Below are 15,079 nucleotides of genomic sequence, written 5' to 3' on the forward strand. Positions count from 1 at the left end.
GGTCGGGGTCGGGGGCCGGTTCGGAGGTGGGCCCGGCGGTGGGTTCCGTCGTGGGCTTGGTCGTGTCCACGGGCTTCGTGGTGTCGACGGGCTTGGTCGTGTCCACGGGCTTGGTCGTGTCCACGGGCTTGGTCGTGTCGACGGGCTTCGTCGTGTCGACGGGCTTGGTGGGGGCGGGTGCTGGGGTTTCCTCCGGCCCCGCCGGTGCCTCCGGCGCGGTCGCTTCCGCCGGTTCGGGGGCGGCCTGTTGCTCTACGGCCGGTTCCTCGGGGGCCCGGTCGCCCGTCGAAGGCTCGGGGTCGGCCGGTGTGGGCCGTGGCTCGGCGGTGGCGCGCGGGGCGTGTGCGTCCCGTGCGTTCTCGTCGGTGCTGGGGTCCGCTCCCCCGGTGCCGGGGCGCGGCTGCCCGCTCTCGTCCACTGTGACCCTGTCTCCTAGTTCGAAGCGTCTTGCGCCGCCGTGTGACGCGCCCGCCCGTCGTCCGGCTACCACCTCTCGACGAGGCGCCGCGATGCGCTGCTTCTCTGATCATGCAGTGCGGGAGGGTTCATCGTCGATGGTATGCGGCCGCTGTCAGTGCCGGGCCGTAGGGTCTTCTCCATGGAAAACAGCACCGCCGCTGCCGTGGCCGCCGTCCCCCCGGCGTCGCTCTCGCCGTCCCGGGCGAGCGACTTCATGCAGTGCCCGCTGCTCTACCGCTTCCGGGTCATCGACAAGTTGCCGGAGAAGCCGAGCGAGGCGGCGACGCGCGGCACGCTGGTGCACGCGGTCCTCGAGCGGCTTTTTGACGCGCCGGCCGCCGAGCGCACGCCGCCGCGCGCGAAGTCGCTGGTGCCGGGTCAGTGGGACCGGCTGCGGGAGTCGAAGCCGGAGCTGGCGGAGCTGTTCGGGGAGTCGGACGAGGCGAGCGCCGGGCAGCGTATGGCCGAGTGGCTGGCGCAGGCCGAGGCGCTGGTCGAGCGCTGGTTCACGCTCGAGGACCCGACGCGCCTGGAGCCCGCGGAGCGCGAGCTGTTCGTGGAGGCCGAGCTGGAGTCGGGCCTGAAGCTGCGCGGCATCATCGACCGGGTCGACGTGGCGCCGACGGGCGAGGTCCGCATCGTCGACTACAAGACGGGCAAGGCCCCGCGGCCGGAGTACGCGGAGGGCGCGCTGTTCCAGATGAAGTTCTACGCCCTGGTGGTGTGGCGGCTGAAGGGCATGGTGCCGCGCCGCCTGCAGCTGGTGTACCTGGGCAGCGGCGATGTGTTGACGTACGACCCGGTGCCCGCGGATCTGGAGCGGGTGGAGCGGAAGCTGCACGCGCTGTGGGACGCGATCCGGGAGGCGACGGAGACCGGTGAGTGGCGGCCGCGGCGGACGAAGTTGTGCGGCTGGTGCGACCACCGGGAGGTGTGCCCGGAGTTCGGGGGTACGCCGCCGCCGTATCCCCTTCCGGTCAGGGCGCCCGGCTCCGGTGGGGAGGAGCAGGGCAGAATGGACCCGGTCTAGGCCTGCCCTGTCGAAGGAGATGTCTCGTGGCGATCCGCGTCCTGTTGGTCGACGACCAGCCGCTGCTGCGCACCGGTTTCCGGATGATCCTGGAGGCCGAGCAGGATCTCGCGGTCGTCGGTGAGGCGGGCGACGGGCTTCAGGCGCTCGACCAGGTGCGGGCGCTGCAGCCCGATGTCGTCCTGATGGACATCCGGATGCCGCGGATGGACGGCGTGGAGGCGACCCGCCAGATCACCGGTCCCGAGCGGAACGGCCCGGCGAAGGTCCTGGTCCTGACCACCTTCGACCTCGATGAGTATGTGGTGGAGGCGTTGAAGGCGGGTGCCAGTGGCTTCCTCCTGAAGGACGCTCCGGCGCATGAGCTGGTGCAGGCGATCCGGGTGGTCGCCGCGGGTGAGGCGATGCTGGCGCCGAGCATCACGCGCCGTCTCCTCGACAAGTACGCGGGGCATCTGCCGTCCGGTGACGAGCCGGTGCCCGACACGCTGCACACGTTGACGGAGCGGGAGGTCGAGGTGCTGAAGCTGGTGGCGCGCGGCCTGTCGAACGCCGAGATCGCGGCCGATCTGTTCGTCAGCGAGACCACGGTGAAGACGCATGTGGGGCATGTGCTGACGAAGTTGGGGCTGCGCGACCGGGTGCAGGCCGCGGTGTACGCGTACGAGAGCGGTCTGGTGCGTCCCGGAGCGCAGTGACGCGTCGGGGGACGGTGAACGTGGCGGCCGGGGCCCGTCGGTGCTGAGCACTGACGGGCCCCGGCCGCTTGTGGTTACTCGCCGACGCCTCGGCTCAGCTCCCAGAGCTGCATGTTGGACGAGGAGTTGAGGGCCCACTCGACTCCGGTGATGTCGTCGCGGGCGGCGACGTACTGCTTGCCCTGCCACAGGGGCAGCACCGGTACGTCACGGGCGACGATGTCCTGCACGTCCTCGATCGGCTCGGACGCGGAGAGGCGGTCGGTCTCCTGGCGGGAGGCGGGGATGAGGGTGTTGCGGATGGTGCTGTTCGCGTACGGCGAGGCGAGGAAGTTGTCCTTGTCGAGGAACGGCGCGATGAAATTGTCGGCGTCGGGGAAGTCGGGGAACCAGCCCATGCCGTAGACGGCGTACTCGCCGTCGAGTTCGTTCGCGCGGAACTTCAGCCAGTCGGTGCCCTTGATGTCCACGTCGAACAGGCCGGAGGAGTTGAGCTGCCTGCGCAGGATCTCGAACTCCTTCTTGGTGCCGGCGCCGTAGTGGTCGTTGGTGTAGTTCAGGGTCAGCTTGACCGGGGTCTTCACGCCGGCGTCGCGGAGCAGGGCGCGGGCCTTGGCGGTGCTGGGCTCGCCGTACTCGTTGAAGAAGGAGTTGGTGTGCCCGGTGATGGTCGCCGGGACCAGGGAGAAGAGGGGTTCGGCGGCGTTGCCGTACACCTTGGAGGTGAGCTCGGCGCGGTCGACGAGTTGGGCCATGGCCTGGCGGACGGCCCTGCTCTTGGCGACGGGGGCGTCGGTGTCGAAGCCGAGGTAGCGCATTTCGAGGCCGGGCATCTCGACGACCTCGAGCTGGTCGTCGCTGTCCTCGGAGAGGCTCTTGACCTGCTCGGGCGTCATGGTGCGGGCCATCAGGTCGATGTCGCCGCGCTTCAGGGACTTGCCCATGGCGTCCGGGTCGGTGAAGGGGCGCAGCTCGATCTTGTGGCTGCTCTTGGGCGTCAAGTGGCCCTTGTAGTGCGGGTTCTTGGTGAACGTGATCTTCGTGAGGGTGTTGCTCTCGGCGTCGGCCTCGAGGGTGTAGGGCCCGGAGCCGTCCACCTCGAAGCCGCTGCGGAGCTTCTTCGGGGCGTACGCGTCGGGGTTGACGATGCCCGCGGCGGGGGTGGCGAGCTTGTACGGGAAGGTCGCGTCGCCGGACTTGAGGTGGAAGATCACCTTGTCCTCGCCGCTGGTCTCGACGGTGTCGATGTTGGCGAGGAGGCCGGCGGGGCCGTTCTTGTCCTTGATGCCGAGGACACGCTCGATGGAGAACTTCACGTCCTCGGCGGTGAGGTCGCTGCCGTCGGAGAACTTGAGGCCGCCGCGGAGCGTGCACTCGAAGCGCTCGTTGCCGTTGTCGGTGAAGCCGCACTGCTCGGCGGCCTCCGGTTCGGGCTCGCCGCCGCCGCGGGGCAGGTGCATCAGGGTCTGCAGGGTCTGCCGCAGAACGTTCCAGGTGCTGGCGTCGTAGGCGTGCGCCGGGTCGAAGGGGGCGGGGGCGTCACCGGAGGCGGAGAACTCGTCGGTGGTGCCCACGACGATCGCGTTGTCGTCCTTGCCGCCGCCGTCCGAGCCGCCACAGGCGGCGAGCACCGGGGCGAGCAGACCGATCATGGCCGGCAGCACCAGAGTCTTGCGGTTCATGCGCGGAGTTCTCCAACGTTCGATCCCGTGTTGATCCTCGACGGGGGTGGTTGCGAGGCACACGGAAGTTATGGCGATGTTCTCGCGACGAGATTAGTCGCGAGGCCAGGAACGCTGGAAACGGCCGGAGTTGAACGGTAATCACGCAGCGGCAGCGGGCGTGGACGCACCGATATCCGGACAGCGGAAGGTTCCGCGCATCACGCAACTAATCGGGACACAAGGCCACTCAAGACCTTGCCCATATAGGGGGTTGGGTACGACAAGCTCGACTTGTCGATCCGCGCTTGAGTGACGAAGGTCACGTGCACAACTCCATTGCGGGGCGCGGGAATTCGACCGGCGCACGGTGGTGGTTAATTCCGGGATCCGCGCGCTGCGATTCCCTCGTATTCCGCCGGCACACACTCAGTGTGCGGGTGCCGCCATTTCCGTGATCATTTCGTCGGGCGGCGAGAGCTGCTGCTGCGGCTATCGGTGGTGGATCAGGCCGCGGAGAAAGGGAAGGTCGACGTCCTCCAGGGAGGAGACGACCGTACGTCCGATGGCGGGGGCGATCGGGGCCACCGAGGGCACCGCCACGACCCGGCAGCCCGCGGCCTCCGCGGCGGCCACCCCGGTGGCGGTGTCCTCGACGACGGCGCAGCGCGCGGGGTCGGCGCCGAGCCCGGCGGCGGCCAGGAGGTACGGCTCGGGGTGCGGCTTGGTGTGCTCCACCTCGTCCCCGGCGACGGTGAGGGCGAAGTGCTGCGGGCCGAGCGAGTCGAGGACGCGGTCGATGATGCGCCGGTGCGAGGCGGAGACCAGGGCTGTCGGCACCTCGTGGGTGGCCAGCTCGGCGAGGAGGCGGGCGGCGCCGGGCATCAGCGGCAGCGCGCGGCCGATGCGGTCCTCGAAGCCGTCGTTGAGCAGCACCGTCAGCTCGGCCATGGTGATGTCGGCGCCCGTCGCCTCGATGAGGAAGCCGGCGCTACGGGTCATCGGGCCGCCCACCACGACGTGCCGCCAGGAGTCGTCGAGGGCGTGGCCCAGACGGGCGAAGACCTCCACCTCGGCGTCCCACCAGAAGCCCTCGGTGTCCACCAAGGTCCCGTCCATGTCGAGGAGCACGGCTTGCAGGGCTGAGCCTTCGGCCGTTCGGGTACCGACTGCGGGGACCGTACTGGTCATCCGGGCGCACCTCCGTAAGGGACGAGAAGGCCGGCCGGCTTGCGTCACGGGGTGTCTCCGTGCCGTAGCCGACCGGCCTGTACTGGACCGACCAGTGTACGTCTCGCTTCGCGTTTACGCGCCGGGTGCGGTGGTCGTGGGTGCGGTGGTCGTGGGTGCGGTGGTCGTGGGTGCGGTGGTCGTGGGTGCGGTGGTCGTGGGTGCGGGTTCCCTGGGGCTGCCGCCCCAGACCCCGCTCCCATCGGCCTGCGGCCTCGTCCTCAAACGCCGGACGGGCTGAGTTTTCTCAGCGCGCGTTGAAGTACTTCGCCTCCGGGTGGTGAATCACGATCGCGTCCGTGGACTGTTCCGGGTGGAGCTGGAACTCCTCCGAGAGTTCCACGCCGATCCGCTCCGGGCGCAGGAGTTCCGCGATCTTGGCGCGGTCCTCCAGGTTGGGGCAGGCGCCGTAGCCGAGGGAGAAGCGGGCGCCTCGGTACTTCAGGTCGAACATGTCCTGGATCGCGGCCGGGTCCTCGCCGGCGAAGCCCAGTTCGGAGCGGACGCGGGCGTGCCAGTACTCGGCGAGTGCTTCCGCCAACTGCACGGACAGGCCGTGGAGTTCGAGGTAGTCGCGGTAGGAGTTGGCCTCGAAGAGTTCGGCGGTGGCTTCGCCGATCTTCGAGCCGACCGTGACGACCTGGAGGCCGACCACATCGGTCTCGCCGGACTCCTCCGGGCGGAAGAAGTCCGCGAGGCAGAGGCGGCGGCCGCGGCGCTGGCGCGGGAAGGTGAAGCGGGTGCGCTCGTTGCCGTCCTCGCCGAGGAGGATCAGGTCGTCGCCCTTGGAGACGCACGGGAAGTAGCCGTGCACCACGGCGGCTTCCAGCTGGTTCCTGGTCTGCAGCTGGTCAAGCCAGCCGCGCAGCCGCGGGCGGCCCTCGGTCTCGACGAGCTCCTCGTACGTCGGGCCGTCACCGGCGCGGGCCTGCTTGAGGCCCCACTGGCCCTTGAACAGCGCGCCCTCGTCCAGCCAGGACGCGTACTCCTTGAGCTGGATGCCCTTGACGACGCGGGTGCCCCAGAACGGCGGCTCGGGCACCGGGTTGTCGGTCGACACGTCCGAGCGGACCGGGCCCTCGTCGACGCGCTCCTCGACGACCGCGCTCGAAGTGGCCTTCACACGGCGCTGCTTGAGCTCCGGCAGGGTCGCGCCGGGCACGCCGCGCTTGACGGCGATCAGGGCGTCCATGAGGCGCAGGCCCTCGAACGCGTCGCGGGCGTACCGGACTTCGCCTTCGTAGATCTCGTGGAGGTCCTGCTCGACGTAGGCGCGGGTGAGGGCGGCGCCGCCCAGGATGACCGGGAAGTCCGCGGCCATCTTGCGCTGGTTGAGCTCCTCCAGGTTCTCCTTCATGATCACGGTCGACTTGACCAGGAGGCCGGACATCCCGATGACGTCCGCGCGGTGCTCCGCGGCGGCGTCCAGGATCGCGGAGACGGGCTGCTTGATGCCGAGGTTGACGACGTTGTAGCCGTTGTTCGACAGGATGATGTCGACGAGGTTCTTGCCGATGTCGTGGACGTCGCCGCGGACAGTGGCGAGGACGATGGTGCCCTTGCCCTCGGCGTCCGACTTCTCCATGTGCGGCTCGAGGTGGGCCACCGCGGTCTTCATGACCTCGGCGGACTGGAGCACGAACGGCAGCTGCATCTGGCCGGAGCCGAAGAGTTCGCCGACGACCTTCATACCTTCCAGGAGCGTGTCGTTGACGATCTCCAGGGCGGGGCGCTCGGTCAGGGCCTCGTCGAGGTCGGCCTGCAGGCCGTTCTTCTCACCGTCGATGATGCGGCGCTGCAGCCGCTCGTCCAGCGGCAGCGCAGCCAGCTCCTCGGCCTTGCCCGCCTTGAGGGACTTGGCGGTGGCGCCCTCGAACAGGGCCATCAGCTTCTGCAGCGGGTCGTAGCCCTCGGCGCGGCGGTCGTAGATCAGGTCGAGGGCCGTCTGCACCTGCTCGTCGTCGAAGCGGGCGATCGGCAGGATCTTCGACGCGTGCACGATGGCCGAGTCGAGGCCGGCCTTCACGCACTCGTCGAGGAAGACGGAGTTGAGCAGGATGCGCGCGGCCGGGTTGAGGCCGAAGGAGATGTTGGACAGGCCGAGCGTGGTCTGTACGTCCGGGTGGCGGCGCTTCAACTCCCGGATGGCTCCGATGGTGTTGAGGCCGTCCTTGCGGGACTCCTCCTGACCGGTGCAGATGGTGAAGGTCAGGGTGTCCATGAGGATGTCCGACTCGCGGATGCCCCAGTTGCCGGTCAGGTCGTCGATGATGCGCTCGGCGATGGCGACCTTGTGCTCGACGGAGCGGGCCTGGCCCTCCTCGTCGATGGTCAGCGCGATCAGGGCTGCGCCGTGCTCCTGGGCGAGCCGGGTGACCTTGGCGAAGCGGGAGTCGGGGCCGTCGCCGTCCTCGTAGTTGACGGAGTTGATGACCGCGCGGCCGCCGAGCTTCTCCAGCCCGGCCTGGATCACGTCGACTTCGGTCGAGTCGAGGACGATCGGCAGCGTCGACGCGGTGGCGAAGCGGCCGGCCAGCTCCTCCATGTCGGCGACGCCGTCCCGGCCGACGTAGTCCACGCACAGGTCGAGCATGTGCGCGCCCTCGCGGATCTGGTCGCGGGCCATCTCCACGCAGTCGTCCCAGCGGGCGTCCAGCATGGCCTCGCGGAACTTCTTCGAGCCGTTGGCGTTGGTGCGCTCGCCGATCGCCATGTACGCGGTGTCCTGGCGGAACGGCACCGTCTGGTAGAGCGAGGCGGCGCCCGGCTCGGGGTGCGGGTCGCGGGTACCGGGGGTCAGGCCCCGTACCCGCTCGACGACCTGGCGCAGGTGCTCGGGGGTGGTGCCGCAGCAGCCGCCGACCAGGGACAGGCCGTACTCCCCGACGAAGGTCTCCTGCGCGTCGGCCAGCTCGGTCGCGCCCAGCGGGTAGTGGGCGCCGTCCTTGCCGAGTACGGGCAGGCCGGCGTTGGGCATGCAGGCCAGCGGGATGGTGGAGTGCCGGGCGAGGTAGCGCAGGTGCTCGCTCATCTCGGCCGGTCCTGTGGCGCAGTTCAGGCCGATCATGTCGATGCCGAGCGGCTCGAGGGCCGTCAGGGCGGCGCCGATCTCGGAGCCGAGCAGCATGGTGCCGGTCGTCTCGACGGTCACGGAACAGATGACGGGCAGATTGGCGCCGGTGGCGTCGAGGGCGCGGCGGGCGCCGAGGATCGCGGCCTTGGTCTGCAGCAGGTCCTGGGTGGTCTCGACGAGGAGCGCGTCGGCGCCGCCGGCGATCATGCCTTCGGCGTTCTGCTGGTAGGCGTCGCGCAGCGTGCGGTACGGGGCGTGGCCGAGGGTCGGCAGCTTGGTGCCGGGGCCCATGGAGCCGAGGACCCAGCGCTGTTGGCCGGTGGACTCGGTGAACTCGTCGGCGACCTCGCGGGCGATCCGGGCGCCGGACTCGGAGAGCTCGAAGACCCGCTCGGGGATGTCGTACTCGGCGAGGGCCGCGAAGTTGGCCCCGAACGTGTTGGTCTCCACGCAGTCGACGCCCACCGCGAAGTACTCGGCGTGCACCGAGCGGACGATGTCGGGGCGGGTGACGTTGAGGATCTCGTTGCAGCCCTCGAGCTGCTGGAAGTCCTCCATCGACGGGTCCTGCGCCTGGAGCATCGTGCCCATCGCACCGTCGGCCACCACCACGCGGGAGGCGAGGGCCGCGCGGAACGCGTCTGCTCGGGTCGTGGCGGTGCTTGCGGGGGTCGGCTGCGAGGCCATGGACGATCTCCCTGGAGTGCGACGGCTGTCGGCTTTACGGCGTCCGGTGGGAAGCCGTACGCCGCCAGGGTAACGGGGACGACGGGGCCCCTGTGAAGACCGTCCAGCAGGCAGACAGGGACCTGGGCACGTTCGGTGCTGTTCGGGGCGGGTGCGCGCCCGGCGACGGCTCTGCGGGCACCCGGCGCGGGGCCCGGTGGCGGCAACGTGCAGAATCTCGCCGGACGGCACGCCCGGTGGACGGCGGCCGTACGGAGGTCCTGGGCGCCCCTGCCGGTGCGCCGTAGCCGCGTACGGGACCGCGAGACAGTCGGGCGCGCGTTAGGACAAGTTCGGCATGGGCCGATAGTGTTCAGCATTGCCGAACGGCGCGTCTGTGGGCGCGTGGAGCGGCACACAGGGCCGGACGGAACGTGACGGCGCGAGGGCCGCAGACGGAAGGGGAGCCGACGCGATGGCGAAGAACATTCAGTCGCTCGAGCGGGCGGCGGCCATGCTGCGGCTGCTCGCGGGCGGCGAGCGACGCCTCGGTCTCTCCGACATCGCCTCCTCGCTCGACCTCGCCAAGGGCACCGCGCACGGCATCCTGCGCACCCTCCAGCACGAGGGCTTCGTCGAGCAGGACGCCGCCTCCGGGCGCTACCAGCTGGGCGCCGAACTGCTGCGCCTCGGCAACAGCTATCTGGACGTGCACGAACTGCGCGCCCGCGCGCTGGTGTGGGCGGACGACCTGGCGCGGTCCAGCGGCGAGAGCGTCTACCTCGGGGTCCTGCACCAGCAGGGCGTGCTGATCGTGCACCACGTGTTCCGGCCCGACGACAGCAGGCAGGTCCTGGAGGTCGGGGCGATGCAGCCGCTGCACTCGACGGCGCTGGGCAAGGTCCTCTCGGCGTACGACCCGGTGGCGCACAGCGAGATCGTGGACGCGGAACGGCAGGCGCTCACACCGCGTACGGTCACCGGGCTCGACGCGTTCGAGGGCGTCCTGGACCTCACGCGCGCGCGTGGCTGGGCCGATGACGTCGAGGAGACCTGGGAGGGCGTGGCCTCGGTGGCCGCGCCGATCCACGACCGGCGCCGGATGCCGGTCGGCGCCGTCGGCATCACCGGCGCCGTCGAGCGGGTCTGCGCCGAGGGCGAGCTGCGCTCGGAGCTCGTGGCGGCGGTACGCGACTGCGCCCGCGCGGTGTCGCGGGACCTGGGCGCCGGACGCTTCTGAGGCAGGGCCCGGCCCTTGTGCCGGGCAGCCTTCGCCCTTTGCGTGAGCGGCTCTCCCGTACGCCCGCACGGGCCCTCGCAGGCCCCTCCCGTACGACCGCACAGCCCTCCCCCACGCCCTCGCGCGGCCACGTTTCGTACCCGTCGGTAGGCGCCTCGTGACGGCCGGTTGAAGCGCGCCGCCGTGCGGAATCCGGGGGGCTGGATAACGATCGCGATACCCGTCACACAGCTCTTGACGACGAGTTCACCAGGAGGCAAAACTGCCGTTCATCGGTCGGCATTGTCGAACACCTACCGGTAATGCAAGGTAGGGTGTGGCAAGGCGGATCGGGCCAAACGCCCACAAGCCTGAGGGCGCGGACCACCGGCGGGACCCGTGGTTCGCCTTCCCCTGGACGAAGGACAAAGGAGTCGCGGGTGTCCAGCTCCGACATCTTCATCAGCGAGACCATCGGTACCGCTGTTCTGATCCTGCTGGGCGGTGGCGTCTGCGCCGCCGTCACGCTGAAGCGCTCGAAGGCGTTCAACGCCGGCTGGGTCGCCATCGCGTTCGGTTGGGGCTTCGCGGTCCTCACCGGCGCCTACATCGCCGCCAAGTCCGGTGCGCACCTCAACCCGGCGGTGACCGTCGGTGTCGTCCTCAAGGGCGGCGAGGGTGCTCCCACCTGGGGCGACACCCCGGCCTACTTCGGCGGCGAGCTGCTCGGCGCCATGATCGGCGCGGTGCTCGTGTGGATCGCGTACTACGGCCACTTCAAGGCCCACCTGAACGACCCCGAGGTCGCCGAGCAGAAGCACGCCAACCCGGGTCCGGTGCACGGGGTCTTCTTCACCTCCCCCGCGATCCGCAACCCGATCCAGAACCTCGCGACCGAGGTCATCGCCACCGTCGTACTCGTCCTGGCGATCCTGACCCTGGGCCTCAGCGACAACGGCAAGGGCGTCTCGTGGGCGGGTTCGCTGCTCGTGGCCCTGGTGGTCGTCGGTATCGGCCTCTCCCTCGGCGGCCCGACCGGGTACGCGATCAACCCGGTCCGTGACCTCGGTCCGCGCATCGTGCACGCGCTGCTGCCGCTGCCGAACAAGGGCGGCTCCGACTGGAGCTACTCCTGGATCCCGGTCGTCGGCCCGCTCCTGGGCGGCGCCATAGCGGCAGGCATCTACAACGTCGCCTTCGCCTGAGCCACTCAGGCCGGGTAGAGCGAACGGGTAGAGCCACCGAGCGACCGAGCGCGCACAGCACCGCCGTACAGAGACTTCTGGAGCAGACAGTGACCGACGCACACACCGCGGGCCCCTTCATCGCAGCGATCGACCAGGGCACCACCTCCTCGCGCTGCATCGTCTTCGACAAGGACGGCCGGATCGTCGCCGTCGACCAGCGCGAGCACGAGCAGATCTTCCCCAAGCCGGGCTGGGTCGAGCACGACGCCAAGGAGATCTGGGCCAACGTCGAGAGCGTGGTGGCCGGGGCCATCGCCAAGGCCGGGATCACCTCCGCCGACGTCAAGGCGATCGGCATCACCAACCAGCGTGAGACCACGCTGCTGTGGGACAAGAACACCGGCGAGCCGGTGCACAACGCGATCGTCTGGCAGGACACCCGTACCGACGCGCTCTGCAAGGAGCTCGGCCGGAACGTCGGCCAGGACCGCTTCCGCCGTGAGACCGGCCTTCCGCTGGCCTCGTACTTCGCGGGCCCGAAGGTGCGCTGGCTGCTCGACAATGTCGAGGGACTGCGCGAGCGCGCCGAGGCCGGCGACATCCTCTTCGGCACCATGGACTCCTGGGTCATCTGGAACCTCACCGGTGGCACCGACGGCGGCCGTCACGTCACCGACGTCACCAACGCCTCGCGCACCCTCCTGATGAACCTGCACGACATGGCCTGGGACGACCGCATCGTGCAGTCGATGAACATCCCCGCCGCCGTGCTCCCGGAGATCCGTTCCTCCGCCGAGGTGTACGGACACGCCAAGGGCGGCGTCCTCGACGGCGTGCCCGTCGCGTCCGCGCTCGGCGACCAGCAGGCGGCCCTGTTCGGCCAGACCTGCTTCGAGAAGGGCGAGGCCAAGTCGACGTACGGCACCGGCACGTTCATGCTGATGAACACCGGTGACGAGCCCGTCAACTCGTACAACGGCCTGCTCACCACGGTCGGTTACCAGATCGGTGAGCAGAAGCCGGTCTACGCCCTTGAGGGTTCCATCGCCGTCACCGGCTCCCTCGTGCAGTGGATGCGCGACCAGATGGGCCTCATCCAGTCCGCCGCCGAGATCGAGACCCTCGCGTCGTCGGTCGAGGACAACGGCGGCGCCTACTTCGTACCGGCCTTCTCCGGCCTGTTCGCCCCGTACTGGCGCTCCGACGCCCGCGGTGTGATCGCCGGTCTGACCCGGTACGTCACCAAGGCGCACATCGCGCGCGCCGTACTGGAAGCCACCGCCTGGCAGACCCGCGAGATCACCGACGCCATGACGAAGGACTCCGGCGTCGAGCTCGCGGCCCTCAAGGTCGACGGCGGTATGACCTCCAACAACCTGCTGATGCAGACGATCTCCGACTTCGCGGACGCGCCCGTGGTGCGCCCGATGGTCGCCGAGACCACCTGCCTCGGTGCGGCCTACGCCGCCGGCCTCGCCGTCGGCTTCTGGCCGGACACCGACGCCCTGCGCGCCAACTGGCGCCGGGCCGCCGAGTGGACCCCGCGGATGCCCGCCGATCAGCGGGACCGTGAGTACAAGAACTGGCTCAAGGCCGTCGAGCGGACCATGGGCTGGATCGAGGACGAAGAAGCCGACAGCTGATCCGGCCCTGACGAAGCCGACAGCTGAACCGGCCCTTCGGACCTCGAGGACGAGCTGACGAGGAGCAAGAACCCATGAGCACCCCCACCCTGCAGAGCGGCCCCGCCTACCCGGCGCTCGGCCTGCACCCGGCGGGCGGTTCGAACCCGAGCCGTGCCGAGACCCGTGAGCAGCTGTCCAAGGCGACGTACGACCTGCTCGTCGTCGGCGGCGGCATCCTGGGCATCTCCACCGCCTGGCATGCCGCGCAGGCCGGCCTGCGGGTGGCCCTCGTGGACGCCGGTGACTTCGCCGGTGCCACCTCGTCGGCCTCCTCGAAGCTGCTCCACGGCGGTCTGCGCTACCTGCAGACCGGCGCGGTGAAGCTGGTCGCGGAGAACCACTTCGAGCGGCGTGCGGTGTCCCGTCAGGTGGCACCGCACCTCGCCAACCCGCTCACCTTCTACCTGCCGGTGTACAAGGGCGGCCCGCACGGTGCCGCGAAGCTGGGCGCGGGCGTCTTCGCGTACAGCGCCCTGTCCGCCTTCGGTGACGGCGTGGGCCACCTGCTCTCGCCGTCCAAGGCGGCGCAGGACGTGCCGGAGCTGCGCACCGACAACCTGAAGGCCGTGGCCGTGTACGGCGACGACCAGATGAACGACGCGCGGATGGCGCTGATGACGGTGCGCGCGGCCGTCGAGGCGGGGGCCGTGGTGCTCAACCACGCCGAGGTCACCGGGCTTCGCTTCACCCGGGACCGGGTGACGGGCGCCGAGCTCAAGGACCGTACGGACGGCGAGGAGTTCGGGGTCGACGCGCGCCTCGTCCTCAACGCGACCGGCCCGTGGGTGGACCACCTGCGCAAGATGGAGAACGAGAACGCCGCGCCCTCCATCCGCCTCTCCAAGGGCGCGCACCTGGTCCTCAAGCGCACCGCCCCGTGGAAGGCCGCGCTGGCCACCCCGATCGACAAGTACCGGATCACGTTCGCCCTGCCGTGGGAGGACATGCTGCTGCTCGGCACCACGGACGAGGAGTACGAGGGCGACCCGCGGGATGTGTCGGTGACCGAGAAGGACACCGCGCAGATCCTGGACGAGGCGGCGTTCTCGATCCGCGACCAGCAGCTGTCCCGTGACCTGATCACGTACTCCTTCGCGGGTCTGCGGGTGCTGCCCGGTGGCCCCGGTGACACGTCGAAGGCGAAGCGCGAGACGGTCGTGACGGAGGGCCGCGGCGGCATGCTGTCGGTCGCGGGCGGCAAGTGGACGACGTTCCGCCACATCGGCCGTACGGTGATGAGCAAGCTGGCCGAGCTGCCCGGGCACCCGCTCGGCGAGGACATGCAGCCGATCTCGCAGCTGCCGAAGAAGCTTCCGCTGCCGGGTATCTCGAACCCGAACGCGGTCGCGCACCGGCTCCTGATCGACGGCGGTACGCCCGGACCGCGGATGTCCGCCGACACCGCGCGGCACCTGGCCACGCACTACGGTTCGCTGGCCTTCGACATCGCTCGCCTGGCCAACGAGGACCCGGCCCTCGCGGAGCGCGTCCACCCGGACGCCCCGGAGATCTGGGCGCAGGTCGTGTACGCCCGCGACCACGAGTGGGCCGAGACCGCCGACGACGTGCTGCGTCGCCGTACCACCCTGACGATTCGTGGTCTGGCCACGGACGAGGTGCGGGGGAAGGTCGAGGCTGTGCTCGACGCGCGCAAGTAGCGCTTCCCTACGGGGAGTTGTAAGGGGCGGTCGCTATTGCGGGCGCCCCTTACGCATGCCTGCGGTCATTCCCTGCGGGACCAGTCACCGGACTTCTCCCGCCACCGCTCGAACAGTTCACGGTCGCCGAAGACTTCGAAGCCCGCGTCGGTTAGATCGCGCCGCCCGTACATGAGCAGCAGCAGGTCGGTGGCGGGTGCGCGGACGGCGACGGTGGCCTTCGCGTGAGCCTGCCGTACGGCGATGTCCTCGCCGGTGAGGTCGATCAGCCACTCGCCTGTGGTGCCGGGGTCGGTGGTGTGGAGGTGGACCGTGCGGTCCGGGCCGAGGAGTGCGCGGCGGGCCTGCCCGGAGGGGAAGGCCTGCGGCAGGGCGCTCATCTCGGTCCACTCGTCGAGGCCGATGAGCGCGGTGCGCGGGTCGAGCTCGTACGGGATGCCGAGGGCGCGGGTCGCGTCGTAGCGGTGGACAGTCGCCTCCACGGCCATGCGGCGGGCCCAGAAGAGGGGGGTG

10 protein-coding genes and 1 pseudogene are annotated in these 15,079 nt (G+C 70.0%); 6 read left to right on the plus strand and 5 right to left on the minus strand.

The annotated features are described in order from the left end of the window. A pseudogene (locus tag GUY60_RS21130) lies at nt 1–418 on the minus strand (hypothetical protein); the annotation flags it as partial. Nucleotides 419–598: 180 nt separating this feature from the next. Here GUY60_RS21130 and GUY60_RS21135 point away from each other — a divergent pair. After that, nucleotides 599–1,489: a RecB family exonuclease gene (locus tag GUY60_RS21135; RefSeq protein ID WP_246235391.1), complete on the plus strand. Its 891-nt coding sequence runs from the start codon at nt 599–601 to the stop codon at nt 1,487–1,489. Between the two features lie 26 nt (nt 1,490–1,515). Further along, nucleotides 1,516–2,187: a response regulator gene (locus GUY60_RS21140; RefSeq protein ID WP_161700173.1), complete on the plus strand. Its 672-nt coding sequence runs from the start codon at nt 1,516–1,518 to the stop codon at nt 2,185–2,187. Between the two features lie 74 nt (nt 2,188–2,261). Here GUY60_RS21140 and GUY60_RS21145 read toward each other — a convergent pair whose 3' ends face one another. The 3 genes from GUY60_RS21145 to metH all read right to left on the minus strand — a co-directional run bounded on the left by GUY60_RS21145 (nt 2,262) and on the right by metH (nt 8,838). Next, nucleotides 2,262–3,869: an ABC transporter substrate-binding protein gene (locus GUY60_RS21145; RefSeq protein ID WP_161700175.1), complete on the minus strand. Its 1,608-nt coding sequence runs from the start codon at nt 3,867–3,869 to the stop codon at nt 2,262–2,264. A gap of 471 nt (nt 3,870–4,340) precedes the next feature. Then, nucleotides 4,341–5,039 carry an HAD family hydrolase gene (locus GUY60_RS21150; protein ID WP_161700177.1) on the minus strand — a complete coding sequence of 233 codons (699 nt, stop codon included), beginning with the start codon at nt 5,037–5,039 and terminating at the stop codon, nt 4,341–4,343. A 286-nt stretch (nt 5,040–5,325) separates the two neighbouring features. Beyond that, a complete protein-coding gene (gene metH, locus GUY60_RS21160) occupies nt 5,326–8,838 on the minus strand; it encodes a methionine synthase (RefSeq protein WP_161700179.1) in 3,513 nt (1,170 codons plus the stop codon). A 454-nt stretch (nt 8,839–9,292) separates the two neighbouring features. Between metH and GUY60_RS21165 the strand changes: the two genes are divergently transcribed. The 4 genes from GUY60_RS21165 to GUY60_RS21180 all read left to right on the plus strand — a co-directional run bounded on the left by GUY60_RS21165 (nt 9,293) and on the right by GUY60_RS21180 (nt 14,566). Further along, complete coding sequence (locus tag GUY60_RS21165; protein WP_161700181.1) at nt 9,293–10,057, plus strand: IclR family transcriptional regulator; 765 nt, start codon at nt 9,293–9,295, stop codon at nt 10,055–10,057. Between the two features lie 419 nt (nt 10,058–10,476). After that, a complete protein-coding gene (locus tag GUY60_RS21170; RefSeq protein ID WP_161700183.1) occupies nt 10,477–11,241 on the plus strand; it encodes an MIP/aquaporin family protein in 765 nt (254 codons plus the stop codon). Nucleotides 11,242–11,330: 89 nt separating this feature from the next. Then, nucleotides 11,331–12,866 carry a glycerol kinase GlpK gene (gene glpK / locus GUY60_RS21175; protein WP_161700185.1) on the plus strand — a complete coding sequence of 512 codons (1,536 nt, stop codon included), beginning with the start codon at nt 11,331–11,333 and terminating at the stop codon, nt 12,864–12,866. Between the two features lie 74 nt (nt 12,867–12,940). After that, nucleotides 12,941–14,566 (plus strand): glycerol-3-phosphate dehydrogenase/oxidase, encoded by a 1,626-nt coding sequence (locus tag GUY60_RS21180; RefSeq protein WP_161700187.1) that lies wholly within the window; start codon nt 12,941–12,943, stop codon nt 14,564–14,566. Nucleotides 14,567–14,631: 65 nt separating this feature from the next. On the opposite strand, the gene GUY60_RS21185 is transcribed toward GUY60_RS21180, so the two are convergent. Continuing rightward, the coding region (locus GUY60_RS21185; protein WP_376771287.1) for an SCP2 sterol-binding domain-containing protein at nt 14,632–15,079 on the minus strand (448 nt) is incomplete at its 5' end.

The sequence above is a fragment of the Streptomyces boluensis genome (genome assembly GCF_009908195.1).
In the GTDB taxonomy this organism is placed as follows: Bacteria; Actinomycetota; Actinomycetes; order Streptomycetales; family Streptomycetaceae; genus Streptomyces; species Streptomyces boluensis.